The following is a 22,792-nucleotide window of genomic DNA, read 5'->3' as shown; positions in this document are numbered from 1 at the left end:
GCTCAGTACTCGCTGGACAGGAATTCCAGGAGCTGGTCGCCAATCCCGTCGCAGGCGGTGCCCTGCACCGGGGCGATGATGGGAATAGGCACCACCACCGCGGGCATGTAGGACTGGCCGGTAGCGGAGGTATTGACCCGGCCTACCTCCGCCCGGTCGGTGAAGTCCCAGATCACCGCCTCGTAGTTGGAGTCGTTGCTCCAGGTGCCGAAGCCGAAGCAGCCGGCGCCGCCGGGGCCGATGCCGCAGGTCATGGAGCCGGCGGAGTCCGAACGCACGGTGACGCCATCGATCCAGATCATGTATTCGGTTTTCAGTTCGCGCAGGCGCTGGGCCACGGGCTCCTGGTCCAGCAGACGGTCGATATCCCCCGGGTGCAGCGGCGCGGTGCGCGGCTCGAACCAGGGGTACAGGGCGTTAATGAACTCGACTTCGTCGATAACGCCGATGCTCTTGTCGCGGGCGGAGATGTGGTCGCCCACGCATTCGATGAAGTCCGGCTCTGTTTCATAGTCGCTGGCGTGGCGCCGGCCAAGAATCACCACCGTGGCATCGCCAATACCGGCAGTGGGTGCGTTAAACACCATCTCGTCTACCGTGGAGGTGACACAGCCGGTGGTCAGCAGCGTCATGAGCAGCAGGCTCAGCAACAACTTCGTCCGTCCGGCGCCAGCCTCAGGCCACAACCTGCCGGTAAGCGCTGGCCGCTGCCGTGCAGGACCACCGCCTGCGTCGCGGTGATGTCGGCCGCTGGCCAGAGGCCTGCTGAGGGCGGTTTTCATTGCTCAACCTCCTCGGTTTCCCCGGCGGCCTGCGCCGCGCCCGGGTCACCGCTATCAACAACCGGCACTGGTACTGTATCGCTGTCGGTGCCGACGGTGGCGGGCATTGTGTGCCCCACGTCAGGCAGCTGCCCGGCCTTGCGGCCGTTGAGCCATTCCACCACCGCGGGCACCCGGGTAAAGCTGGTGGCAAAATTGGCGCCGGCGTCGCGCAGGGCCATGACCGCCGCCAGGTTGACCGCCGCCTCATCGCTGCGCAGGAACGCGGTGGGCGTTTTGCCGTAGGCGGGCATGGTCCATTCGGCGATGGGTTTGCCGCCGGTGGTCAGCAGCTCGAAGCGGTAGCGCATCCAGATCTCATAGACCTTGACGTTGGTGTGCTGGGGAATGGCGTACTGCAACTCGTCCACGTGGGGAATGAGCACCGCGTTGACCACCGGGTTCATCTGCCCGGGGCCGGGCTTGCCTTTCATGTGCACCAGTTGGTAGAACATGCCCCCCAGCAGCTTGTCCCACATGGCCACCTGGGCCTCGCCGGTGTTGACCACCCAGCCCGATTCCGACCGCGACTTGGCCTCGTCGAAAAATTCGTGACTGGCAAACTCTTCCGAGTACCAGACCCCCATGGTCAGGGGCAGGGGCTCCATCAGTGGCTCCGGGAAGCTGCCTTCAACCTTGACCCTGGTGGGGCCGCAGCCGGCCAGCAGCGCCGCCAGCAGGGCGATGCCCAGCAGCCGCATTTCAGGGGCGGAAGTCATTGAGCGCAACAAATGTCCCTCCATTCCGGTAAGCCAGCTCACGCATAAGTGTAGCGAAGCGAATGCCAGTCGTCTGCAAATGTGGTGCGCGAATAAACTGGACCGGAAACCCGACCCCGTGGATGCGCACCAGGCGATTGCCGCTGGCGTCCTCGCGATTGATCCGGTCCACGGTCTCCACCACCTGGGCGATGGATTCACCGGTGAACTCATCGCCGAACACGTACAGGCTGATTTTCTTGCCGGGATCGTAAAAGGTGCGAATGGCGGCGGTAATGCCCTCAACCGGGCTGGAATTACTGAAAACGTTCCAGTTGCGCAGGTTCTGCATGATGACCTTGCGCCGCCCCGGGGTATCGGGGATCCACTGGCCGCGGTAGCGGCTGAACATGTACTGGCCCATATCGTTCATGACCTGGATGCCCTTGACCTCCGGGTAAATGGCCAGGGTCGACTCTATCTCCTGGATCATCCGGTCCCAGGCGTAGGAAAACATCGATCCCGAGGTATCGATGATGAAAATGATGTACTCACTGTCTACCGGGATGCCGCCGATCAGGTTGTTCCGGGACTGGTATTCCCGGCCCAGCAGGCGCTCCATTTCCTCGGTAAGCTGTTGGCGGGCGATGGCCAGCTGCTCGGTGATCACCTCATTGCTGTTGGTCTCCACCTGGATGCTGTCGTGGCGGGAGCGGGTGCTGGCCAGCCGGGCCTGGAGGATGGCGATGCGTTCCCGGTACTCGGACAGCTGTTCCTTCCTGGCATTCAGGTCCCGGTTGAGGATGACCGTTTCCCCGCGAATTTCGTAGATCTGCGCCTGCAGGTCGGCCAGCTTGCCCTCCAGGTTGACGGTGGAGGCCTCGATGATTTGCGGCTGCACGGTCTTGGTAATCATCAGCAGCAGGATTACCGCGCCGAAGCCACAGCAGATCACGTCCAGGAAGGACAGGGAAAACTCTTCTGTGGTCCGCCGGCGAGCCATCAGGGCCAGTCCCGGGAGGGGCTGAGGAAGGAGCCCTTGCTGACCTGGGCCAGCTGCCAGAATTCCGAGGCGGCCATGGGGTCCCCCTCCATCGGCGCGAGGATCACATTGACCGGTACCTCAGCGGGCAGCTGGCGAATAGCCTGGCGATACAGTCGCTGCCGGTCGCGGCCGCTGACTTTGCTGCCGCGCGGCGGGCTGGTGCCCTGGGTGGGCAGGCCGTCGGTAATCAGGAAGATGTTGTCGGGAGAGGGCGACAGGCGCTGCAGGGCGATAAACGCGTTTTCCAGGCTGGTGCCGCCGGCGGGGACGATCTTGCGCAGGGCGCTGGAGACCTGCTCCAGCTGGGCCTGGTCCGCCACTTCCAGCCACTCGCCCCCGGTGCCGCCGAGCAGGGTGGTGGCGTCGGTGTTGAAGGTAATGACCTGGTACTCGGCATTGACCGGCAGCTGGGCGGTCAGCCAGTCCACGGTGTTGATCGCCCGGGTCCACTTGTCGGCTCGGCGCTGCACTGATTCATCCATGTTGCGCAGGCGGATGATATTGACCAGCCGGTCCGCCAGCATGCTGGCGGACACGTCCAGCAGGATGGCGATATTGCGCCCCCCCAGGTTGAGCCCGGTGAGGTACTGGCGATTGCCCTCGCCGACAAAGGTGCGCGCGCTCCGGCCACCGTCTTCCGGGGCGGCCTCGCGCAGTTTCCTGACCTCTTCTTCCAGTGACTGGATTTCCGCCTGCAGTTTCTCGATGGCTTCATCCTCGGTATAGCCCTCGGCGCGCAGGGAGGCAATCAGTGCCTCATATTCGTCCAGCTCTTCGCTGATGCGGGTCGCGCGCCCCCGGGCTTCGGCCGTTTGCTGGTCCACATCGGACAGGGTATTGCGCAGCCGTACCAGGCCGGCCTTGCCTTCCAGCACCTCCCCTTCCAGCAGGTTTACTTCCGACACCAGGTCCTTGTTGAGGTCCTCGAAGTGGACCGCCATGGAGTGGTCTATGATCAGGAACACCAGCACCACCGCGCCAAAACCGCATGACATGATGTCGAGAAAACTGAGGTTGAAGGTGGTGAAGCTGCGTTGCCGCCTGGCCATGGCTAGCTCCCGTCGGCAACGACGTCTATCAGCTGGAACTCGCTGCCGTCGGCGCCTGTCAGGCGATCACCGGCCGCCAGGCTCTGTGTGCCTTTGATGCCCTGGCCATTGAGAGTGCCCGCACCGGCGACCAGCCACTGGTCGCCCTCGCGGCTGATCTGCAGGCCGCCGGCGATGCTCATGCCCGCGGCCAGGGGGCGTGCCGTGGCACCGCAAAGCAGGTGGGTGGGCGGGTTGACCGCCATGGGTGTCGGCGCCAGCGCCCGGGGCTTGATGGGGCCGTTATTGTCGGCCGCCAGGCAGGGCAGGGCGTTGACAAAACTCAGCGCGCCGCCGCGGTTGAGCAGGTGTTCGCCGTGCTGCCGGGTGGCCTGCCACAGGGCATCGGCGGCAGCGACCCTGGCCTGGGGCAGTTGCCGGGCCAGGTCTGGCAACAGCGCCACCAGCGGGTCGACGATCAGCCGGTCGGCGGGTGACAGGCTGCCCATGGTCTCGGCGCTGGCGGTGAACAGCCGCTGGCCGGCGTTGGCCATATCGGCGGCCACTACCCGGGTGCGGTAGCCGTTGACCTCGACACTGCACTCGCCGCTGTCCGCCAGGGTTTGCAGCGCCCCCGGCAGCACATCGTACAGCTGTTGTTCAGTGTCCGCCTTGCGCCGGGGGTCGAATCGGGTCTGGCGGATAAAGGCGCTGGCAATGACCTCGACCAGCCGCTCCTGCAGTTGCAGCAGGCCGCAACCCGGCAACGGCACGCTGCGCTGCACCAGCATATCCTCACCGTTCTGGGCAAGCTCGGTGAGCAGGGCCTGGTGCAGCTGCAGTTCCAGGTGGAACAGGCGTCCGGGGCCGCCGTGCAGGCTGGCGAGCAGGGCGCTGCGATTGACCAGCCCCACCACCTCGAAGGGGCACTGCTGGACGATGCCCAGCAGCAGGCTCAGCTGTTCGCGCTGCATGCTGCCGGAGCAGGCCAGCAGCAGCTCCGGCGGCTCGCCGCCATCGCGGTGAATCTGCTTGAGGTGGGCGTGGACCAGGTCTGCCGTGTGCCGGGCGGGCCCCAGGGCCGGCTGCAGCGGCTCCACGCTCAGCTGCCACCAGAAGCGATTGTTGATGTCCCGGGGGCGCAGGCGGGCGCTGCCCCGGGCGCTGTTGCCAAAGCGGTAATCCCGCCCTTCCAGCAGGGCGTAACCGGGGCTCTGCTGCAGCGGACCGCTGCCCCACAGCTGCAGCAGGCAGTCGTTGATGTCCAGCAGCGGTACGGTCATGGGGCGACCAGTTGGCGCATCAGGCGCTTGTCGGCGTAGCGCTGGCAGTCGAGTACCAGGCGCTCCTGGGACAGCTGCAACTGGTGCAGGCAGAACATGATGATAATGGACAACACCAGGGCCACGAAGGTGCTGTTGAAGGCCACCCCGAGGCTGACGGTGACCCCGGATATATCGCCCTCCACGGCCTTGTAGGCCTGCCCCAGCGCCTCGCCGATACCGCGCACGGTGCCGATAAAGCCGATCGACGGAATGGCCCAGGCGATGTAGCGCACCATGGACAGTTCCGAGTCCAGGCGGTCGGCCTCGATCTCGCAGCTCTCCTTGATGGTGTCGGACACCGCCTGGATGCTGCCGGTGGTGGCGAAGCGCTGCAGGGCGCCGAGCAGGGTCCGGGGCAGCAGGTAGTCCTGCTCCCTGTCCGGCAGGGCTTCCAGCGAGCGGCTGTACTCCCGGGCGTCCTCCGGCAGCACGCTGGTGCCGTCGGGAATGTCGAGCAGGCGGCGCTCCAGCAGCCCCTGTTCTTTCAGGGTGCGCTTGCCCTTGTAGCCCATGATGGCCAGCGCCCAGATCAGCAGGATGAAACAGGCCTCCTGTTCGAAGTCGCGGATCACCACCACAAAACTGCGCTCCGGCACGAAGTCCTCACCGGCGGCCTGGCGTTCCATTTCCTGGCGAATCTGGGCATCCGCGGCGGGCCGGATGGCCCCCACGTAAACCGCATGCACCACGATCACCGCGATCAGCAGGGCGAACAACTGGTAAATAAATTCGGATGACATCCGCTGCTTCATGGGCTGGTCCTATATGTCCACCGGGAAGGAGACCGAGAGGTCCTCGGAGATCTGCTCGGAGGATTCGTAGTCGAAGGGGTCCGGCGCCGGTTGCTGCTCCGCTGCCGGCTGCTCAGCCTGGCTTTCCTCTTCCGCAAGCGGTTCCTGCTCTGTTTCTGGCTGGGCCCACAGCGGTGTCAGCCACAGGGCCAGGGTTAGTGCCAGTAGCCTGTTCATGGGTTTACTCCGCGTACCGCGCAATCCTGAATCCTACGTCATCGCGCCCCGCTTGCCCATAATCCCGGTAGGACAGGCGCAGTTCGGAGACCCGGCTGTGCGACCAGCTGGCGCCGCGAATCACATAGTTGTCGCCGGACTGGCTGCCCAGGGGGTCGGTCTGTCCGCTGCCGTTGGCGGAGGGGATGCTGTAGACATCGTGGACCCACTCGGCAACGTTGCCGCCGAGGTCGTACAGGCCCCTGTTACTGGCGGGGAAGGACCCTACCGGGGCGCTGACCACGTGACCGTCTTTATAACTGGTGAGTACTCGTCCGGTGACAAAGGCGGAACTGCTGTCGGCATAGTTTTCCACCGGGCTGGTGGGGGGGAAGTCGTCGCCCCAGGGAAACTTCAGCAGTTGCTCGCCACGGGAGCGGGCGGCCCAGGCCCACTCCGCCTCGCTGGGCAGGCGGTAGCCGGTCGCCGAGGGGTTGTAGCCGGTAACGATGCCATTGGTCTCGCGGTAAAAGGGCGGCAGCCCCTCGCGCCGGCTGAGCCAGTTGCAGAACGAGGCCGCCTGCTGCCAGCTCACCTGTACCACGGGCTGGTGGTCGCGATTGAGGCTCTTGCCCTCGATCTGGCCGGAGTCATGGTCGGCGGTGAACAGGCGGAACTGGGCATTGGTGACCTCGGTGGTCTGCAGGTAAAAGCTGCGGCGCAGGGAAACCGGGTGCAGTACCTCGTTGGCGCGGCGCCCGGGTTCGCGGCGCGATGCGCCCATGGTGAAATCGGCGGTGGCCGAATCCGCGGGATTGAACAGCAGCAGGGTCTGCCCCAGGGCGGTAGTAAGCTCGGGCTTGATCCGCGCCGCGCGGGCCTCGGCCTCGGTCTGCAGGGTGACCTCCACCAGCTGTTCCAGCCCCGGCCGCGGGGTGATGCTGCGCTTGACCGTGGCGTATCCGGGCAGTGAGATTTCGACCCGGTGGGCGACGGCGGGCAGCGCCAGTACCTGGCTGCCCCTGCCCCGGGGCTGGCCGTTGACCCGGACTTCGGCGTCGGCGGGGGAGATAGTGAAGCGCACTTCGCCCAGCTGCGCGCGCAGGCTGATGCTGCGGCTGTCACGGCTGGCGGCCTCCAGCTGCACGGTTTCACTGTGGCGCCGATAGCCCGGCTTGAACACCGCCAGGCGGTGGCTGCGACCGGGGGTGATTTCCAGCTCCAGGGGCGTCTGGCCCTGGAACTCGCCGTTGAGGGTCACATTGGCGCCACTGGGCCGGCTGCTCAGCTGCAGCATACCCGCGGCGGGCTGCAGGGTGACCGTGCCCAGGTCCTGGTCCTGGCCGGCGACGATCTCCAGGTCCTGCTGCCAGTTGGCAAATGCTGCCTGCTGCAGCATGAGCTGGTGTTCGCCCTGCAGCACCTCCAGTACCGCCGGCGTGGTGCCGGCGACCTCGCCGTCAATGAGGATTTGTGCCCCCGCGGGCGCGCTGTTGATGCTGACTTCGGCCCAGGCCGGTTCCAGGGCCACGCTCAGCTGCTGGGGCAGCTGGCGGCCGCTGACCTCAAACTGCCGGTGCAGCGGCAGGTAGCGTTCCGCCTCGATGACAATGCCGCGCTCACCGGCCACCAGCGCCAGGTCGGCCAGGGGCGTATCGCCCAGGTGCTGGTCGTCGACGATGACCCGGGCGCCCGCGGGCTGGGACTCGATACTGACCAGCCCGGGCAGGGGCCGCAGCTGCAGTTCGACACTCTGGCTGTCGCTGTCGGTGACCGTGACCTCGGTGGTCAGGGGGTGGTAGCCTGCGGCGCCTGCCTCGATGCGGTAGTCGCCGGGGCGCAGCAGGTAGCGTTCGCCAAAGGGCAGGGCCAGCCCGCTGATGCTGACGCTGGCCGGCGACTCGGCCACCACGATGACCTGCAGCGAACGGGCGCTGAGCAGAAAGCCCATGATCAGCAGGAACAGCAGGCCGAGCCCGGCGATGGCCCAGCGCAGGGGCTGGAAGGGGCGCGCTGCATCGGCAGCGGCGGTGTCCAGCGGCTGGAACGCGCTCGGTTCGATCGGGCCGCCTGGGTCTGGCGATTTGTGTTGGCTCAAAGGATCTGCTCCGTGCAGCGAACATCAATCGGGGGCACGTCGCCGCGGTGGCTGACGGTGAATTCGTGTAACACATCGCGGTAGCCGACCCGGCTGCCGCGCACCCGGTAGGTGCCGGGGCGGAGGGTCAGCTGCTGTTGCTCGAACTTGCCCAGCCTGGCCACCTTGTAAATGATAACCTCGGTCTCGCCATCGGAACGCAGGGTGACCGGCACCGTGGTATTGGCCTGTTGCAGCAGGAGGTCCAGGGTGCTGATCTGCTCCTCCAGGACCGGCCCCCGGGGACTGATGGTTTTCGCCTGCTGCAGCAGTTTCCCGGTCGCCTCGGCAACCGCCACGTCAGACAGCCGCTCCGGTTGCAGGATGGCGGCCCGGAACTGCTTGTCCAGCCGGGCCCGGAACTCGCTGCGCTCGAGGCCCTCCACCGCGAACAGCAGGCTGCTGTCCGTGTCCAGGGCGCTCTGGTAGGTGTCCACCGCCTGTTGCCACTGCTCGGACTGTTCCAGCTCCCGGCCCCGGCGCTTGAGCGTGGTCAGGCGGCTGGCCTGCTGCGCCACGGCGACTTCCTGCAAGGCGCTGCTGGCCTCTGCCGACCCCGGGCGCAAGTCGGCCGCCCGCTCAAAGGCCTTGCTGGCATCGCTGTAACGGCCCTCATCCAGGGCGCTGTAGCCTTTGCTCATGGCGTCGTTGAACTGCCTCTCCAGGCTGGCCTGGCTTACCCGCGCCAGCGCCGCCGCCGCCCGCTGGTGTTCGCTGTCCAGGGCCACCGCCTGTTCCAGGTGCCCCACGGCCGCCTCCAGGTCACCGGCAGCCTCGCTCTCTGCCGCCTGGTTCAGGTGCTCCAGCAGCGGCTGCATGACGGCAGCGCGCGGTTCCAGTTCCGCCAGTGCCGGATTGTCCGGCTCGATCAGCGCGACCCGCTGCAGCGCGCTCTGTACCTGTTCGACAGCGCTCTCTTCCAGTCCGCTGCGCACCAGCGCCAGTTGCGCCTCCACCACCGCCGGAATGCTGTCATTGATGGCCTGTAGCTGCGCCAGGGCCTGCTGGTAGCGGGTTTTGGCATCCACATACTGCCGTTGCCGGTAAAGTTCATCGCCGGCCTGGGCCGTGGCGAGGGCCGCCGGGTAGGCCTCGCCCGCCCACTCCGGGGCGCCGCGTTCCTCCAGGCTGAACTGCAGGTCCAGCAGTTCCTGCAGCACCGCCTGGGCTTCCTGGCGCAGTTTTGCCGCCTGCGCGTCGGACCAGGGAGAAACCTCGGGACCGGCTGGCTCACTGGCAGGCTTGCTGGCGACCGGAGAGCCGGGGGGCGGTGTAGCGGCTGCCGGGGCCTCCGCGGCGGGGCCTGTCTCTGCGACCTGCTGCGGCAGCCAGAACACCACCAGCACCGCCAGCGCGGCCAGTGCCGCCAGCGCCGGCAGCACCCAGTTGGGCGAGGAAGCCGACGCTGCCGGCGCGGGCTCTGCCGGGGTAGCGGGCTCAAAGGGCGTGGGTTCCAGTTTCTCGTTGGGGGAAGACATCTACTGCGCGGGCCTGGTCCTGTGGGGAATATTACTGCTGGTCTGGCAGTGTATCAGGGGCGGCACTCCCGGGCGTCTCCAGGGCGCCAATTTCGGCGGCGTAGATGTCGGCCAGCAGTTCCCGCCACTGGCTGTACTGTTCCTCGACGTTACCACTCAGGGTCACCGAGCGATCCTCGAGGTCGATGACCTGGGGGGTGATTTCCGCTTCCAGCGACATGCCCAGCTCTTCCAGGGCCTGGACATGTATTTGCGCCTCATTGCGTTTTTCCAGGCCGCTCTTCAGCAGGTAACCGCCGCCGATGACCGCAACATTGCCCGCCGAGCGGCTGTAGCTGTCGCTGCTGGTCATGCCGGCAATACCGGCGGCAACCGCTACCGCGCCGGCGATGAGGCGCCGCCGGGCATCGGCCTGCAGTTCCTGCAGGGCGATGGCCTCCTCGTAGCTGAGCTTGCGCCACTCCTGGTAGGGGCCGATCATTTCCACCCCGAAGGCGTTGTAGTATTCCTGCATGGTATCCACGTACATGTTATCGCGCTCGCGAATGGTGCCAATGCGCTCCAGCATGGGGTCGTTTTCCGCCGGCAGGCGCATGACCAGGTAGACGCCGTTGGGATTTTTCGCCAGGTAACCGGCAAAGGCGTCCGGTGAGAAGCTCCGGGCAAACAGCAGGTCAGTGGTCAAGCGCACGTTTTCACGGTCTTTGGGTCGCAGCCTGCCCATCGCCTTGAGCAGGTCGTTGGCAATATTGTTGTAAACCGCCTGGAAAGGGTCGTAGGTGCTGCGGGTGGTGGCCTTGTAGGCGTAGGCGCTGGCCTGGCCCTGGTAGGTCTTGTCCAGCCACTGGTAGCCGCGCGAATCCACAGCCTCAATGCTGAGTTCCAGGGTTTCACCGTCGGAGTGCAGAATTTCGCCAGTGACAATCAGGTCTGAAATACGCTGCGGGTCCGGCACTACCCGGACCGCGCCCCAGGCGCCGCTCTCCTGCATCGCCTGGGACAGCAGGTTGGGCATATAGCGGGACTCGGCCTTGCGAACCTCGGGATAGATCTGCTCGTCACCATCGTATTCATCCAGGCCCGGATCGAAGATCGCAATGGCCACGTCCAGCAGCTGGTTCTCGGGCACGTTCGCCGCGGCCCGGTCAATGGGCGGCAACGAGTTGCTGTTCACGGTCTGGTTGACACAGCCGGCCAACAGTCCCACCAGGGCCACTGTGCCCAGGATTCTCGACAGGGACGCCGCAAGCCGCATTACTTCTCGATGCCCTTGTACTTGCGGTACTCATCCCAGAGCTTTTCCCGTACCGCCGGGTCGGGTTCGCGCATGGCCGCTTCCCGCAACTGGCGGGCGACCACGTCATCGTCATCGCCGGCGGGGATGTCGGCCGGGGGCGGGTACTTGGCGGTGTTGTTGGGCATCTCGCCGCCACCGGCGCTCGTCCCGCCAATACCGCCGCCGTAGCCGCCGCTGGTGCTGGCCACAGCGCCGCCGTACTCGCCGCCACCGCCGGCGCCAGTGGCCTCGGTTTCCGGCGCCTGCTGGGCGCTGCTGTTGCGGGCCGCCTGGCGCTGCGCCGCCTGCTCCTCGAGAATCATGCTGTCAAACTCCCCGGTACCCTGCTCCAGCCGGGCATCGAGAATGGCGACCTGTTCCGCCGGGGTCAGCGGGCCGCCGCTGCTGCCGCTGTCGCCCATGTTGCCGCTGTCCTCGCCGGGATAGCCGCCCCCGGCGCTGCCCTGCGGGCCGCTGGCGCTATCCTGTTGGCCTCCGGCCGGGTCGCCCCCGGCAGGGCTGTTGCCGCTTCGGTCGCCCATGGTGTCTTCCATGCCGGCAAGCACATCTTCAAACGAGGGTTCGTCACTCATATCCGGCAGCCCTCCTGCGCCGCCGGTCTCAAAACCGGGTTCAGCCCCCGGGCCAGACCCGTCCTCGAAACCGGGTTCGCCGGCAGCGCCGGTGCTATCCGCAGGGCCGCCGCCATCCTGGCCTGCCACCTGCTCGCCCTGGCCCTCGCCGCCCCGGTCCGCGGGGAATTCCCCCTGGGGAAACTCCCCGGGACTGCCGTCAGCGCCGGCGGGGGGGCTGGACTGCCCGCTGGCGCCTGCACTGCCGGCCTGGCCCTGGCGCGAGGCGGTACTGCTGCTCGCTCCCTGGCTGCCGCCGCTGCTGGAGGCCGTGCTGGCCGGGGAACTGCTTGACGGCGAACTGCTGCTGGAAGCGCTGCTGGACGATGAGCTGCTTGAGGACGAGGAGCTGCTCGAGGACGAACTGCTCGAAGACGACGAACTGCTGGAGGGCGAACTGCTGGGGGTCGAAGGCGGCTGCGGTGTTGTCGGGTTACTGGCGCTCGGGCAGCCGGCCAGCAGCAGACACAGGCCGGCCACCGTGCCCGGCAGGGTCAGTCGCATCAACAGCTTACTCCGCTTGCTCGATTTCATAAGCCCTGGTAACTCCCTCGGTGTCCAGCGGTTCACCCATCGCCAGCTGTGGGCGGAAGCGGGTTTTGCGCAGGGTGCGCAGGACCCGGTTGGCCCGGCCGCTGGCCAGGTCGCTGCTGTCCACCCGCTCCAGATTCAGCACCTTGCCCTGTTTGTTGACGTCAAATTGCACCTGCAGGTTAGCCTGTTCCGGCGCCACTGTCTCTGGCAGACGGCGGGCGCCAGCAATATCGGGCAAGGCGACCGGCTCGGCAAAGCGGGCGTCTATATCCTGTTGGGCCTCACCGGCGTCTACAAGTTCCGCAACGGCCTGGCGGTAGGCTTTCATCGCCGCCTCACGCTGGCCGTGCCAGAGCAGCCAGTCACCGAGCATGACCCTGGAGCTGGCCGTTTGCCGGCTAGTGCCGTTGCTGTTGGCGTGCTCGATATCATAAATGGCCTGGATGACCGCCCGCCCCTTCTGGTAACTCTGGGCGCGGTAGGCATGAAAACGGTTCAGCTGCTGCTGCAAGGAGAAGTTATCGCTGCCCAGGCTGGCGTTGATACCTTCCATGTCGTAGCCGGCGATCAGGTACTGGGCGAGCAGCATGCCCTGCAGGGGCTCCACCAGCAGGCTCGAGGTTTCCCCCTGGCGGTCGATGATGTCGTTGAGCGCCAGGCGGTACAAATCCCACATGCTCATCAGGCGGGCGAAACCCTGGCCGTCCAGCGCCAGCCGGAAAGCGTTGTGCTGCCAGCCTGCCTGCTGCATGAAGGCCCGGGCCCGGTTCATGCCCCCATCCATGCTGCGCATCTGCACCCGGTAGAGGTACAGTTGCCGCTGGTCCGCTTCCACGTATTGCCCCAGCGCCATGTGGCTGGCGATCTCGCGCTGCAGCATGGGAATCTGCTGGGCGCTGTAGAGGCCGTCGTTGATCCGCGCCAGGTGGATGCCGCGCTTGAAGGCGTCGATGGCGGCCTGGTGCTGACCGCTCTGCTGCAGGCTGAGGCCCAGGCTCAACAGGTACTCCGGCAGCTGGCCCGAATAGGCCCCCAGGGCAGATTCCAGCCGGGTGATTTCCCGGCGATAGGCGTCGCTGCCATCGTCCTTCAGCAGCGCCTCCTGAGCCGCCGGCGCTGCGGGGTCGGCTTCCGCCCCGGCCTGGGCGGCGCGGGCCCCGTGGGAGCCCAGGGAGGCAATCAGCAGCGCGCAGCCGAACTGAAGGATTTTTTGCGCTCCGCTCATTGGGTATCTCGTCCCGGTGGTACTGTCGCCACCTGTCAGTCAGTTTTATGCGTTCTGTCCACGGAGAAAGTATATACACTCTCTGGCATTCTGGTAAAAGAGGGTGAACCGGCGACCCGCGGCCCGTCGCGCCGGGGTGTGAATCGCCGCAGAAATCAGCTGAGGCCTGGATGGAAACACTAGAGGAAGAATTACAGCGCCGGTGGCGGAACATGTTTGCCGCCCTGGCCCGGGGAGAGGACCTGCCGCCGGGGCAGCGGCTGCGGGCCGAGGGCCTGGCGGAGGCCGCCGTGTTACTGGGGGCCAGCAGCGCCGCGCTCGATGAGCAAATGGACAAGTGCTATCAAGCCGCCTTTGGCCGCAGCCTGGCCGAGGATTTCGGCGCCGACTGGCGGAGCCTTGGCCCGTTCCCGGAAAACCCGGCGATGGCCCGGCGGGCGCCGGTATATCCCAGTACCGCCGATTGAATGTGCCGGCAATCAATCTCATAATGCGATGAAACCCCAGGAGCTCTCTTCCATGTTGTCACGCGTCTGCCAGATTCTTGTTGCCGCCACCCTGGTGGCTTTCACCTCCGCCTGTACCACACCGCTGGAGGCAACCACGGATTACGATGCCGGCTTCGACTTCGGCAAGGTCCGCACCGTTGCCATCCAGCCCATTGAGCGCGAGACCCTGTCGGCGATCAACATCAGCGACATGCAGGAATCGCGTATCGACGCGGCGCTGGCCGAGCAACTCCGGCTCAAGGGCTTTGAAGTGGTGAGTGATAACACCGAGGCGGATATGTTCCTGGTGTGGCACCTGGTGACCGAGGAGCGCACCGATGTGCGGGCCTACAACAGCATGAGTTACTACAACTGCTGGGGCTGCGGCCCGGCGGTCGCCGACGTCAGCGTGCGCCAGTACACCCAGGGGACGTTTATCGTCGACATGATCGATCCGCTGCGCAACCGCTCGGTGTGGCGTTCGATTATCGAGTCACGCCTGAGCCACCAGCCCGACCCGGACGCAGGTGAGGCACGGCGCCGGCAGGCGGCGGCCGCGGCGCTGGCGGAATTTCCTCCCCGCTAGGGCCAGCTCAGTCAGTGTGAACAGGCCCTAGCGTGCTTCCCGCCACATAAACCACACCCTGGGGCCGCCTCCGGTGAAGGTCTCCTCGGCAATGATTTCGAACCCATGACGCTGGTACAGGGGAATGTTCAGTGCGTTGGAGCTCTCCAGGTAGGCGGGCATGGTCTGCTCGTCGCAAATGCGGGTGCCCTGCTTGAGCATGGCGGAGCCCAGGCCCTGGCCCTGGGCCGATTTGCGGCAGCCTACGAATACCAGGTGGTAATGCGGTTCGGCGGGGGTATGGCGTGCGAACAATCGATCCTGCTGGGGAATGCGCAGCAGCGGCTTCGGCCCCCGACGCAGCAATAACTGCACTACCAGGCCAAGCAGCGACAGGCTCGGCCTGACATCAAAGCCGACTCCAGGGGGCAGCCATAGTGCCGCGGCCCGTTCGTCGCTGTCCAGGTGGGCGACCCCCCTGGGCAGGAACAGGTCGGCCGCCAGCAGGCGGAAAAAACCGGGGTACAGCTGGGGCGCGGGAATCACCCAGTTCATCACCGGGTCTTCGCGGAAGGCATCGGCGAGAATGTCCGCCAGCGTTCCCTGTTGCCCGCTGCCGGCATCAACAATTTCAGGTACCTGCATGTATCGCCTATATTTTGCCTGTGCTGGACCGGACGGCTACCATAGGCAGCCGTACATTCGCTTACATATGGTAGCAGGTCAGACAATTGCACTACGAGGAATTCAGGCGGGAGTATACCGCCGGCGGTCTGGATCGCAGCTTGCTCGATCCAGACCCGCTGAAACAGTTCGAGCACTGGCTGGAGCAGTCGGTACGGGCCGGCCTGGAAGACCCTACCGCCATGGTGCTGGCAACCATTGACCAGGCCGGCCTGCCCTGGCAGCGAATCGTCCTGCTGAAAGGGCTGTCCAGAGGGGGCTTTGTGTTCTACACCAACTACGGCAGTGACAAGGCCCGGGCAATAGCCGCCAACCCCACGGTATCCCTGCTGTTTCCCTGGAACGAACTGGACCGGCAGGTCATTATTGGCGGGCGGGTAGAAAAAATGAGCGTGGCGGAATCCGCCAGCTATTTTGTTACCCGGCCGCGGGAAAGCCAGATTGCCGCCTGGGCCTCACGCCAGAGCCGCCCGGTATCCGCACGCGCGATGCTGGAAAAACAGGTAATGGTGTTGAAGGAAAAGTTTGGCAAGGGCGACGTGCCGGTCCCGGACTTCTGGGGCGGCTACCGGGTGCTGCCCCAGCGGATCGAGTTCTGGCAGGGCGGCGAACACCGCATCCACGACCGTTTTCTCTACACCCGGACCGATGCCGGTGACTGGGAAATTTCACAACTGCAACCCTGAGCGAGAGGAGAGCCATGATTAGCAAAGCAGACCTGGTGGGTGCCTGGCAACTGGAGTCCTGGACGATTGGTTACTCGGACCGGGAGGACTTCAGCTACCCCTATGGCGAAGAGCCCCGGGGCTTGCTGGTGTACTCCGACGATGGCTGGATGAGCGCCTGTATCGCCCACCGTGAGCGCGCGCTGTTCCCGGAAGATACCAATTACCGCAAGCTGCCCGACGCCACCAAGGCCGAGGCCTTCAGTTCCTATTTTCATTACGCCGGGCGCTATCGCGTGGTGGGTGGTGACGTCATTCACTATGTCACCCAGAGCCTCAATCCCAATTTCCCCGGCACCGAGCAATTGCGCCACGCCGAACTTGACGGCCAGACCCTGGTGCTCAGCGGCAAGGACAAGGCGGGCCAGGTCACGCGCTTCCACTCCCTGGTGTGGCACCGGGCGGCAGCCACCGAGGACGAGCCGCCGCTGGAGGTATAGCCGGCCCTAGCCTGCCCGCCGCTGGTGGAAGTAGCGCGGTTCCTGGTCGATGCCCAGCAGGCTGCGGCGGATCATGTCCAGCCCGGCGGCGGCGATCATGGTCTGGAACAGGCTGCGCTCCACTGGCCAGCACAGGCAGCGGGTGCGCAGCTGGTCGCGCCCGCCCCAGGCCAGCCAGACCGTGCCCACGGGCTTGTCCTCGCTGCCGCCCCCGGGGCCGGCGATGCCGGAGACGGCGATGACGTGGTCGGCCCCGGATTTGGCCAGGGCCCCCAGGGCCATGGCCCGCACCACTTCCTCGCTGACCGCGCCGTGGGTGTCCAGGTCGGCGACAGGGACGTCCAGCACCGCGTGCTTGATGTGGTTGGCATAGGTGACAAAACCGGCGTGGAAGCCAGCGGATGAGCCGGGTATGCGGGTGAGCATCGAGGCTATCAGGCCGCCGGTACAGGATTCGGCCGTGGTCAGGGTCTCCCCGCGCTCACCTAGCAGCTGCAGCACCCGTTCGGCCAGCAGGGTGTCGCCCTCACCGATAATATGGTCGCCGAACAGCTGCTCCAGCCGGGCCCGGCAGCGATCCCTGGCGGGCAGGGCGGCGCTGCTGTCCACCGTCAGCTTGATCTCCATTTGCGGTGCCCCGGCGCGAAAACCCAGCTCTACTTCAGCGGGCCAGTCGGGGATATGGTCGGCGATCAGTTGCTGGGCGGTGGACTCTCCCAGGCCGAAGGTCTGCAGGCGCAGGATGCGTCGCTCTACCGGGCTGTCGCGTTCCGCGGCCAGGCTGGCGACGATGATATCCAGCATGCGCGCCAGTTCACCGGGGACTCCGGGAGTACAGATCACCCGGCAGCTGCCCACCGCCATCTCGAAACCGACGGCGCTGCCGATGGGGTTGTCGACCACGGCGCAACCCGCCGGCAGCATGGCCTGCTTGAGGTTGGCGGCATTCAGCGTCAGGTTGCGGCCGGCACACCACTGTTCCAGGTGCGCCACCGCCCGGGGATGCTGCTCCAGACCGACGCCGGCTACCGAGGCCAGGATCTCGGCAGTGAGGTCGTCCACGGTCGGGCCCAGGCCGCCGTTGACGATCACCAGGTCGGACTCCGCGGCCATTACCGCCAACTCGCGTTTGAGCAGCGAGGGATCGTCGCCCACGGTGACTTTCCGGTAGATGCTGATGCCCAGCTCATCCAGCCGTTTGGCGATCATTGCCGAGTTGGAGTCCACCGTGTCGCCGCTCATGATTTCGCTGCCGGTAAGCAGTAGCTGCACCTGTGGATTCTGGTCTGTCATGCTGGTATCTCTGGCGCTGTTGTCGGTACAACAGCATAGCGTCAATGCTTTTGTCAGGGCAAAGTGCTATGGTTTTTTCACCAAGGCGAGGGCCCAGCTTTGACAGAGCACAAATTTTGTCCGCAATGCGGCGCGGCGCTGGAGTGGCACGTGGTGGCCGGGGAGCCGCGCAATCACTGGCGCTGCACCGGCTGTGGCCAGCTCGATTACGATTATCCCATGGTCGTGGTAACCGCCTTCGTCGCCCACGAGGACCGGCTGCTCTGGGTGCAGCGCGGCATTGAGCCACAGCGCGGCGCCTGGGCCATTCCCGGTGGTTTTATGGAGCGCGGCGAGACCCTGGCCGAAGCGGCTGCCCGGGAACTGCATGAGGAGTCCGGCGTCCTGCTGCCCCCCGAGCAGTTGCAGCTGTACATGACCGGCACCATCACCTTTATCAACCAGGTGTACGTGGCGTTTCGCGCCCGCGTGGATACCGACTTCTACCTGCCCGGGCCGGAATCCATGGACTGCGGTTTCTTCTCCCGGGCCGAGTGCCCCTGGGACAAACTGGCGTATCCCCAGGTCAATGACTCCATCGAGCAGGCCTATGCCGACCTGGCCAGTGGCCGCTTCGATGTCTGGCAGGCGGAAATGACCGAGGGCCGTTACGACTTCTGGTCAGTGTCCCAGGGCAAGGACTGAAAAGCGGCCCTACTCAGCCTGCTCGCGGCGGCTGTAAAAACCCTCAAACCAGGTCTGCTAGTTGCCGTCGTCATCCTGCCCGCGGCGGGTGTAAAAGCCCTCAAACCAGGTCTGCCAGTTGCCGTCGTCATCCTGCTCCTGGAAAAACTGCCGCACCCGGCCGTCCGCCAGTGGCGTCCAGGTGCCGCGGAAGGGTTTCTGGCTGCCTGAGGCCAGATAGTAGATGCTGCCCTCCAGCACCATGCTGCCATCTTCCAGGCCGCCGCGAATGTCGATAATGCTGGCGCCGGCATCCAGCCACAGCTGGCGCCACTGGCCGCCACCCGGATCGTAGTAGTTAAGGCTCTGGCCGGTGCCGCCGCGCACGCTGCGCCATTGCTCTTCCAGCACGCAGCCCTGTTGCACCGCGGTAATGCGGTTGTGGCCGCCGAGCTCACCAGCGCCGTTGTGAACTGCCCACTCACCCAGCCAGAAATCGAACTGCCGGTGGGGGGCTGAATTGTTGCAGTCGAAGCCTTGCTGCTGGCCAAAGGCCGCAAGCGGCAGCAGACAAAACCAAAGTACGAATGAACGCATCAGAATCCTCCGTGTTTTTTCAGGTGATCCAGCTCCGCGGCGGTGGATTCCCGGCCGAGGATGCGGTTGCGGTGGGGGAAGCGGCCGAAGCGTTCGATCACCTCGCGGTGGGCAAGCGCATAGCGGCGGAAGTTGGCTACCTGCTTTAGCCCGGTAATTTCGAGCAGCTGGGTAAACAGTTCCACGCACTCGTTTTGCGTATCCAGGTCTTCACAGTGCTCAAGCGGCATGAACAGGAAGACCTGGTGGATGGCGGGGAGGCGCTGGTGATGGCCGTGGGCGATACAGTGCTGGGCCAGGCCCAGGGCACGATCATCGCCGGCGAAGGCCCGGGGTGTGCCGCGGTAGATATTGCGGGGGAACTGGTCCAGCAGCAGGACCAGGGCGATCAGGCCCGCGTCGCTGCCGGGCCAGTCCGCAAAATCGCCGTCCAGGGCCGCGTCCACCAGGGGCCCGAAGCACTCGCGGCAGCGCCGGTCGTTGCTGGCACTGGCCTTGAACCACAGGGCATGCCGGTCGGCCGCGCACATGCCCTGCTCATCCAGGGGGCCAAACCAGAACTGGTGTATCTCCTCAATACCGGGGTGCATGGCGGGCTCCTCCTGTTGCTATGGAGTGTGCTAAGGTTTGCGGCATTTCTCACCAGCATAGTGGATATTTCCCATGACACGACTTCCGGAAGTGGAATTGGCCACCGACGAGCAGAAGGTCAGTTACGGCTTTGGCCTGCAATTTGGCGACCAGCTGCGTCGTAATGCCTTTGATGGACTGGACCTGGATGCGGTGATCGCCGGCATGCGCCACTGGTTTGAGCACCGGCGGGCGCAGCTCAGCGACGCCGAGCTCAACCCCAGTTACCAGGTGGTCCAGGAGCGGCAGCAGGCGCTCGCCGCGGAACTGGCCAGCAAGCGCCAGGCGCTGGCCGGGCAGTTCATGCAGGCCAATGCCCAGCGCGAGGAGGTCACCGTCACCGACAGCGGGCTCCAGTACGAGGTGCTGGCGCGCGGCAGCGGCGAGTCTCCGGGGCCGGCCTCGACGGTGCTTACCCACTACCATGGCACCTTTGTCGACGGCAGGGTGTTCGACAGTTCGGTGGATCGCGGCGAACCCGCCGAATTCGGCGTCAACCAGGTTATTCCCGGCTGGACGGAAGCCCTGCAGATGATGTCCGTGGGGGACAAATGGCGCATCGCCTGCCCGCCGCAACTCGCCTATGGTGAGCAGGGCGCCGGTGACGCCATCCCGCCCAACACGGCGCTGGTGTTCGATATCCACCTCATAGCGATTAAAGACCAGGCGGGGCCGTGATGACAGCGAATATCAATTTGCCGCGTATCCTGCGGGTGGGCGGCGGCGCCAGCGACGAGTTGCCGGCGATCCTGGCGCAGCTGGGGCTGTCGCGCCCGCTGCTGGTGACCGATCCGTTCATGCAGCAGTGCGGTTATGCCGACCGGGTAATCGGGTGCCTGGCCGAGGGCGGCTATTCCTGCGGCCTGTTTGCCGACTGTGTCCCCGACCCGACCACGGACAGCGTTGCCCAGGGGCTGGCGGCGCTGGCCCGGGAGCCCTTTGATTGCCTGGTTGCCCTCGGCGGCGGCAGTTCCATCGACACCGCCAAGGCCATGGCGGTGATGGCCGGCCGTGACGGCCCCATGCGCCAGTACAAGGTGCCGCAGCAGATCGATACCGGCCTGCCGGTCATTGCCATCCCCACCACCGCCGGCACCGGCTCCGAAGCCACCCGGGCGGCGGTCATTACCGACTCGGAAACCAGCGAGAAAATGCTCTGCATGGGCCTGGGTTTCATGCCGATGGCGGCGCTGGTGGATTATGAGCTGACCCTGACCATGCCCTACCGGCTCACCGCCGATACCGGCATCGACAGCCTGTGCCACGCCCTGGAGGCCTATGTCAGCCGCCGGGCCAATGCCTTCACCGATGGCATCGCACTGGATGCCATGGCCACCATATTTCGCAATATCCGCACCGCCTGTGCCGAGCCCGAGCATCGCGGCGCCCGCGAGGCGATGATGCTGGCGGCGACCCAGGGCGGCATCGCCTTCTCCAACGCCTCGGTGACGCTGATCCATGGCATGAGCCGCCCCATTGGCGGGCTGTTTCACGTCCCCCACGGGCTCAGTAATGCGATGTTGCTGCCAGAGGTCACGGCCTGGTCGGCTTCTGCCGCGCCCGGGCGCTACGCCCATGCCGCCCGCGCGATGGGCCTGGCCGATGACCGGGATGCCGACACTGTGGCCGTCGACAAACTGCTGGCAGGGCTGCGCCAGCTCAGTGCCGACCTGGCTGTGCCCTCGCCCGGTGATTACGGCATCGATCCGGCCCAGTGGGAGGAGGCATTGCCGCTGATGGCGGAACAGGCCCTGGCCTCGGGGTCGCCGGCCAATAACCCGCGCATACCGGAGGCGGCGGATATCGTCGGCCTGTACCGGCGGGTCTTTGCCGGCTAGGCGCGGCGCCCAATCCGGGCAGAAATTTCGCCCCGGGCGCTTACATTGAAATGGGTGATTGATTACACTGGCAGTTCCCCTTCCAGTCACCATCCGGGCGGTTCCTGAAGCTATGAAACGTGTTGTATTCAACCAGAAAGGCGGGGTCGGCAAGACCAGCATTACCTGTAACCTTGCGGCCATCGGCGCCACGATGGGCTATCGAACGCTGGTCATCGACCTGGATGTACAGGGCAACACCACCCATTACCTGGTGGGTGAAATCGATGCCGAGGCCTTTCCCGCCGAGGCCCAGGGCGTGGCGGGGCTGTTCAAGCAGACCGTCGGCTCCCGGCGGATGCAGAAAAACCCGGATTCCTTCGTCTGGGAGACCCCCTACGAGAATCTCTACCTGATGCCGTCCAGCCCGGTGCTGGCTACCATGGAAAAAGAGCTGGAATCCCGCTACAAGATCTACAAGCTGCGCGATGCCCTGGCAAAGCTCGATGGCGAGTACGACCGGATCTACATCGACACGCCGCCAAACTTCAATTTTTACTCCAAATCGGCGCTGATCGCCGCCGATTCCGTGCTGGTTCCCTTCGATTGTGACAGCTTCGCCCGCCAGAGCCTGTACTCGCTGATGGACAACCTGGGGGAACTGCAGGAAGACCACAACCCCGAGCTGGAAGTCGAGGGTATTGTCATCAACCAGTTCAATTCCCAGGCGCGCCTGCCCGGGGAACTGGTGGCCGAACTGGAGGAAGAAGGCTACCCGGTGTTCGATACCTACCTGAACACCTCGGTGAAAATGAAGGAATCCCATCGCGAACACCGGCCGCTGATCGACCTCGCCCCGAGCCACAAGCTCACCCAGCAGTTCCTGGACCTGCACGCGGAGCTGGAGAAGACCCTGTCGAAAGCCGCCTGAACCGGTGGCAGTGGGGGTTCAGCGGAATATCCATTCAGGGGAATATCCATATAAGCTTCAGTTATTTGTAAACCGGGTTTTGATTCATTAAAGTTCGGTTCCGATGAACATGATGAGAACCGTGTCAGTGCTGGATCTGGATCTGGACAGTGTGAACGAGTCCCTGCGCGACGCCAGCGCGGCAGAGATCGTGCGCTGGGCCCTGTCGTTGCAGGCGCAAACCATTGCCACTACCAGCATGGGCAGGAATGCGGCGGTGATGCTGCACCTGGTGAGCCAGGTGGACAGGAACCTGCCCACTATCTGGGTGGATACCGGCTACAACCTGCGCGATACCTATGTCGTCGCCGAGCGCCTGATCCGCGACCTGGAACTCAACATCCACGTGTACTCCCCGCTGATGACCTCTGAACGGCGCAACGCGATCATGGGCGGTGTGCCCACCGTGGACGAGGAAGAACGCCACCAGGAGTTTACCCGCCAGGTGAAGCTGGAGCCCTTTGCCCGGGCGCTGGCGGACTTCAAGCCCGAGATCTGGCTGACCGGCATTCGCAAGGAAGAGACCGAGCATCGCCAGTCGCTGGATATCGTCTCCATGGACCAGCGGGGCATCATCAAGGTGGCCCCCATCTTCAACTGGTCAGAGGATGAGGTTGAGGACTACATGGAGCAGTATGAGCTGCCCACCTGCCGGCACTACTTCGACCCCACCAAGGTTCACGACGGCCGCGAATGCGGCCTGCATACCGCCGCCTGAGCTGAGCCGGGGCGGCATGCCATGGCCGGGCCCATTCCGGGTTATACTGACCCCGG

At 65.3% G+C, this 22,792-nt stretch carries 25 protein-coding genes; 9 read left to right on the top strand and 16 right to left on the bottom strand.

What is annotated here, in order from left to right:
* Nucleotides 1–2: 2 nt before the first annotated feature.
* Genes DWB85_RS08650 through DWB85_RS08595 form a run of 12 tightly spaced genes read right to left on the bottom strand, consistent with a single transcriptional unit; the run spans nt 3 to nt 13,146 of the window.
* The gene (locus DWB85_RS08650) at nt 3–782 is read right to left on the bottom strand and encodes a hypothetical protein (RefSeq protein ID WP_338055635.1); all 780 of its coding nucleotides are present in this window, start codon (nt 780–782) and stop codon (nt 3–5) included.
* Complete coding sequence (locus tag DWB85_RS08645; protein WP_205422694.1) at nt 779–1,540, bottom strand: hypothetical protein; 762 nt, start codon at nt 1,538–1,540, stop codon at nt 779–781. Before DWB85_RS08645 ends, DWB85_RS08650 begins: the two co-directional genes overlap by 4 nt.
* The gene (locus tag DWB85_RS08640) at nt 1,524–2,522 is read right to left on the bottom strand and encodes a VWA domain-containing protein (RefSeq protein ID WP_117953809.1); all 999 of its coding nucleotides are present in this window, start codon (nt 2,520–2,522) and stop codon (nt 1,524–1,526) included. The genes DWB85_RS08645 and DWB85_RS08640 overlap by 17 nt, the downstream gene beginning before the upstream one ends.
* The gene (locus DWB85_RS08635) at nt 2,522–3,613 is read right to left on the bottom strand and encodes a vWA domain-containing protein (RefSeq protein ID WP_117953808.1); all 1,092 of its coding nucleotides are present in this window, start codon (nt 3,611–3,613) and stop codon (nt 2,522–2,524) included. Before DWB85_RS08635 ends, DWB85_RS08640 begins: the two co-directional genes overlap by 1 nt.
* A 2-nt stretch (nt 3,614–3,615) precedes the next feature.
* The gene (locus DWB85_RS08630) at nt 3,616–4,875 is read right to left on the bottom strand and encodes a hypothetical protein (protein ID WP_117953807.1); all 1,260 of its coding nucleotides are present in this window, start codon (nt 4,873–4,875) and stop codon (nt 3,616–3,618) included.
* Nucleotides 4,872–5,657, bottom strand: a complete 786-nt coding sequence (locus DWB85_RS08625; RefSeq protein WP_420820260.1) for a MotA/TolQ/ExbB proton channel family protein — start codon at nt 5,655–5,657, stop codon at nt 4,872–4,874. The genes DWB85_RS08630 and DWB85_RS08625 overlap by 4 nt, the downstream gene beginning before the upstream one ends.
* Before the next feature lie 21 nt (nt 5,658–5,678).
* Entirely contained in the window at nt 5,679–5,885 is a 207-nt protein-coding gene (locus DWB85_RS08620) for a hypothetical protein (RefSeq protein ID WP_117953805.1), read from the bottom strand.
* Nucleotides 5,886–5,889: 4 nt separating this feature from the next.
* Nucleotides 5,890–7,962: a PEGA domain-containing protein gene (locus DWB85_RS08615; RefSeq protein ID WP_117953804.1), complete on the bottom strand. Its 2,073-nt coding sequence runs from the start codon at nt 7,960–7,962 to the stop codon at nt 5,890–5,892.
* Complete coding sequence (locus DWB85_RS19650; protein ID WP_205422693.1) at nt 7,959–9,479, bottom strand: tetratricopeptide repeat protein; 1,521 nt, start codon at nt 9,477–9,479, stop codon at nt 7,959–7,961. The genes DWB85_RS08615 and DWB85_RS19650 overlap by 4 nt, the downstream gene beginning before the upstream one ends.
* A 31-nt stretch (nt 9,480–9,510) precedes the next feature.
* Entirely contained in the window at nt 9,511–10,734 is a 1,224-nt protein-coding gene (locus DWB85_RS08605) for a hypothetical protein (protein WP_117953803.1), read from the bottom strand.
* Nucleotides 10,734–11,921, bottom strand: a complete 1,188-nt coding sequence (locus tag DWB85_RS08600; protein WP_133300591.1) for a hypothetical protein — start codon at nt 11,919–11,921, stop codon at nt 10,734–10,736. Before DWB85_RS08600 ends, DWB85_RS08605 begins: the two co-directional genes overlap by 1 nt.
* Nucleotides 11,899–13,146 (bottom strand): energy transducer TonB, encoded by a 1,248-nt coding sequence (locus DWB85_RS08595; RefSeq protein WP_117953801.1) that lies wholly within the window; start codon nt 13,144–13,146, stop codon nt 11,899–11,901. The genes DWB85_RS08600 and DWB85_RS08595 overlap by 23 nt, the downstream gene beginning before the upstream one ends.
* A gap of 170 nt (nt 13,147–13,316) precedes the next feature.
* Between DWB85_RS08595 and DWB85_RS08590 the strand changes: the two genes are divergently transcribed.
* Both DWB85_RS08590 and DWB85_RS08585 read left to right on the top strand, forming a co-directional pair.
* Nucleotides 13,317–13,613, top strand: coding sequence for a hypothetical protein (locus tag DWB85_RS08590; protein WP_133300590.1), 297 nt, complete (start codon nt 13,317–13,319; stop codon nt 13,611–13,613).
* Nucleotides 13,614–13,665: 52 nt separating this feature from the next.
* On the top strand, nt 13,666–14,220 hold the full coding sequence (locus DWB85_RS08585; RefSeq protein WP_117953799.1) for a DUF4136 domain-containing protein: 555 nt from the start codon (nt 13,666–13,668) through the stop codon (nt 14,218–14,220).
* 27 nt (nt 14,221–14,247) lie between these two features.
* Here DWB85_RS08585 and DWB85_RS08580 read toward each other — a convergent pair whose 3' ends face one another.
* Nucleotides 14,248–14,844: a GNAT family N-acetyltransferase gene (locus DWB85_RS08580; protein ID WP_117953798.1), complete on the bottom strand. Its 597-nt coding sequence runs from the start codon at nt 14,842–14,844 to the stop codon at nt 14,248–14,250.
* 86 nt (nt 14,845–14,930) lie between these two features.
* Between DWB85_RS08580 and pdxH the strand changes: the two genes are divergently transcribed.
* Entirely contained in the window at nt 14,931–15,569 is a 639-nt protein-coding gene (gene pdxH / locus DWB85_RS08575) for a pyridoxamine 5'-phosphate oxidase (RefSeq protein ID WP_117953797.1), read from the top strand.
* Between the two features lie 14 nt (nt 15,570–15,583).
* The gene (locus tag DWB85_RS08570; protein WP_117953796.1) at nt 15,584–16,048 is read left to right on the top strand and encodes a lipocalin-like domain-containing protein; all 465 of its coding nucleotides are present in this window, start codon (nt 15,584–15,586) and stop codon (nt 16,046–16,048) included.
* Nucleotides 16,049–16,054: 6 nt separating this feature from the next.
* Here DWB85_RS08570 and DWB85_RS08565 read toward each other — a convergent pair whose 3' ends face one another.
* Nucleotides 16,055–17,341, bottom strand: coding sequence for a CinA family nicotinamide mononucleotide deamidase-related protein (locus DWB85_RS08565; RefSeq protein WP_117953795.1), 1,287 nt, complete (start codon nt 17,339–17,341; stop codon nt 16,055–16,057).
* A 99-nt stretch (nt 17,342–17,440) separates the two neighbouring features.
* On the opposite strand from DWB85_RS08565, the gene DWB85_RS08560 reads away from it, so the two are divergent.
* On the top strand, nt 17,441–18,025 hold the full coding sequence (locus DWB85_RS08560) for an NUDIX hydrolase (RefSeq protein WP_162846064.1): 585 nt from the start codon (nt 17,441–17,443) through the stop codon (nt 18,023–18,025).
* A 57-nt stretch (nt 18,026–18,082) separates the two neighbouring features.
* Here DWB85_RS08560 and DWB85_RS08555 read toward each other — a convergent pair whose 3' ends face one another.
* Together DWB85_RS08555 and DWB85_RS08550 are read right to left on the bottom strand one after the other, a co-directional pair.
* A complete protein-coding gene (locus tag DWB85_RS08555; protein ID WP_117953793.1) occupies nt 18,083–18,601 on the bottom strand; it encodes a hypothetical protein in 519 nt (172 codons plus the stop codon).
* The gene (locus tag DWB85_RS08550; RefSeq protein ID WP_117953792.1) at nt 18,601–19,191 is read right to left on the bottom strand and encodes a DUF924 family protein; all 591 of its coding nucleotides are present in this window, start codon (nt 19,189–19,191) and stop codon (nt 18,601–18,603) included. The genes DWB85_RS08555 and DWB85_RS08550 overlap by 1 nt, the downstream gene beginning before the upstream one ends.
* A 73-nt stretch (nt 19,192–19,264) precedes the next feature.
* On the opposite strand from DWB85_RS08550, the gene DWB85_RS08545 reads away from it, so the two are divergent.
* From DWB85_RS08545 to DWB85_RS08530, 4 genes are all read left to right on the top strand, one after another.
* Nucleotides 19,265–19,909 carry a BamJ family beta-barrel-assembly machinery protein gene (locus tag DWB85_RS08545; protein WP_117953791.1) on the top strand — a complete coding sequence of 215 codons (645 nt, stop codon included), beginning with the start codon at nt 19,265–19,267 and terminating at the stop codon, nt 19,907–19,909.
* Entirely contained in the window at nt 19,909–21,069 is a 1,161-nt protein-coding gene (locus tag DWB85_RS08540; RefSeq protein WP_117953790.1) for an iron-containing alcohol dehydrogenase, read from the top strand. Before DWB85_RS08545 ends, DWB85_RS08540 begins: the two co-directional genes overlap by 1 nt.
* Nucleotides 21,070–21,181: 112 nt before the next feature.
* Nucleotides 21,182–21,979 (top strand): ParA family protein, encoded by a 798-nt coding sequence (locus DWB85_RS08535; protein WP_117953789.1) that lies wholly within the window; start codon nt 21,182–21,184, stop codon nt 21,977–21,979.
* Nucleotides 21,980–22,082: 103 nt separating this feature from the next.
* A complete protein-coding gene (locus tag DWB85_RS08530) occupies nt 22,083–22,736 on the top strand; it encodes a phosphoadenosine phosphosulfate reductase domain-containing protein (protein WP_239017266.1) in 654 nt (217 codons plus the stop codon).
* Nucleotides 22,737–22,792 lie beyond the last annotated feature (56 nt).

Source organism: Seongchinamella sediminis (assembly GCF_003457605.1).
In the GTDB taxonomy this organism is placed as follows: domain Bacteria; phylum Pseudomonadota; class Gammaproteobacteria; order Pseudomonadales; family Halieaceae; genus Halioglobus; species Halioglobus sediminis.
This window is presented reverse-complemented; position numbering and strand designations above follow the sequence as displayed.

Coding starts and splice junctions, on each gene's coding strand:
- DWB85_RS08650 (WP_338055635.1), bottom strand. CDS start 782: ATGAAAACCGCCCTCAGCAGGCCTCTGGCCAGCGGCCGACATCACCGC.
- DWB85_RS08645 (WP_205422694.1), bottom strand. CDS start 1,540: ATGACTTCCGCCCCTGAAATGCGGCTGCTGGGCATCGCCCTGCTGGCG.
- DWB85_RS08640 (WP_117953809.1), bottom strand. CDS start 2,522: ATGGCTCGCCGGCGGACCACAGAAGAGTTTTCCCTGTCCTTCCTGGAC.
- DWB85_RS08635 (WP_117953808.1), bottom strand. CDS start 3,613: ATGGCCAGGCGGCAACGCAGCTTCACCACCTTCAACCTCAGTTTTCTC.
- DWB85_RS08630 (WP_117953807.1), bottom strand. CDS start 4,875: ATGACCGTACCGCTGCTGGACATCAACGACTGCCTGCTGCAGCTGTGG.
- DWB85_RS08625 (WP_420820260.1), bottom strand. CDS start 5,657: ATGTCATCCGAATTTATTTACCAGTTGTTCGCCCTGCTGATCGCGGTG.
- DWB85_RS08620 (WP_117953805.1), bottom strand. CDS start 5,885: ATGAACAGGCTACTGGCACTAACCCTGGCCCTGTGGCTGACACCGCTG.
- DWB85_RS19650 (WP_205422693.1), bottom strand. CDS start 9,479: ATGTCTTCCCCCAACGAGAAACTGGAACCCACGCCCTTTGAGCCCGCT.
- DWB85_RS08605 (WP_117953803.1), bottom strand. CDS start 10,734: ATGCGGCTTGCGGCGTCCCTGTCGAGAATCCTGGGCACAGTGGCCCTG.
- DWB85_RS08600 (WP_133300591.1), bottom strand. CDS start 11,921: ATGAAATCGAGCAAGCGGAGTAAGCTGTTGATGCGACTGACCCTGCCG.
- DWB85_RS08595 (WP_117953801.1), bottom strand. CDS start 13,146: ATGAGCGGAGCGCAAAAAATCCTTCAGTTCGGCTGCGCGCTGCTGATT.
- DWB85_RS08590 (WP_133300590.1), top strand. CDS start 13,317: ATGGAAACACTAGAGGAAGAATTACAGCGCCGGTGGCGGAACATGTTT.
- DWB85_RS08585 (WP_117953799.1), top strand. CDS start 13,666: ATGTTGTCACGCGTCTGCCAGATTCTTGTTGCCGCCACCCTGGTGGCT.
- DWB85_RS08580 (WP_117953798.1), bottom strand. CDS start 14,844: ATGCAGGTACCTGAAATTGTTGATGCCGGCAGCGGGCAACAGGGAACG.
- DWB85_RS08570 (WP_117953796.1), top strand. CDS start 15,584: ATGATTAGCAAAGCAGACCTGGTGGGTGCCTGGCAACTGGAGTCCTGG.
- DWB85_RS08565 (WP_117953795.1), bottom strand. CDS start 17,341: ATGACAGACCAGAATCCACAGGTGCAGCTACTGCTTACCGGCAGCGAA.
- DWB85_RS08555 (WP_117953793.1), bottom strand. CDS start 18,601: ATGCGTTCATTCGTACTTTGGTTTTGTCTGCTGCCGCTTGCGGCCTTT.
- DWB85_RS08550 (WP_117953792.1), bottom strand. CDS start 19,191: ATGCACCCCGGTATTGAGGAGATACACCAGTTCTGGTTTGGCCCCCTG.
- DWB85_RS08545 (WP_117953791.1), top strand. CDS start 19,265: ATGACACGACTTCCGGAAGTGGAATTGGCCACCGACGAGCAGAAGGTC.
- DWB85_RS08540 (WP_117953790.1), top strand. CDS start 19,909: ATGACAGCGAATATCAATTTGCCGCGTATCCTGCGGGTGGGCGGCGGC.
- DWB85_RS08535 (WP_117953789.1), top strand. CDS start 21,182: ATGAAACGTGTTGTATTCAACCAGAAAGGCGGGGTCGGCAAGACCAGC.
- DWB85_RS08530 (WP_239017266.1), top strand. CDS start 22,083: ATGAACATGATGAGAACCGTGTCAGTGCTGGATCTGGATCTGGACAGT.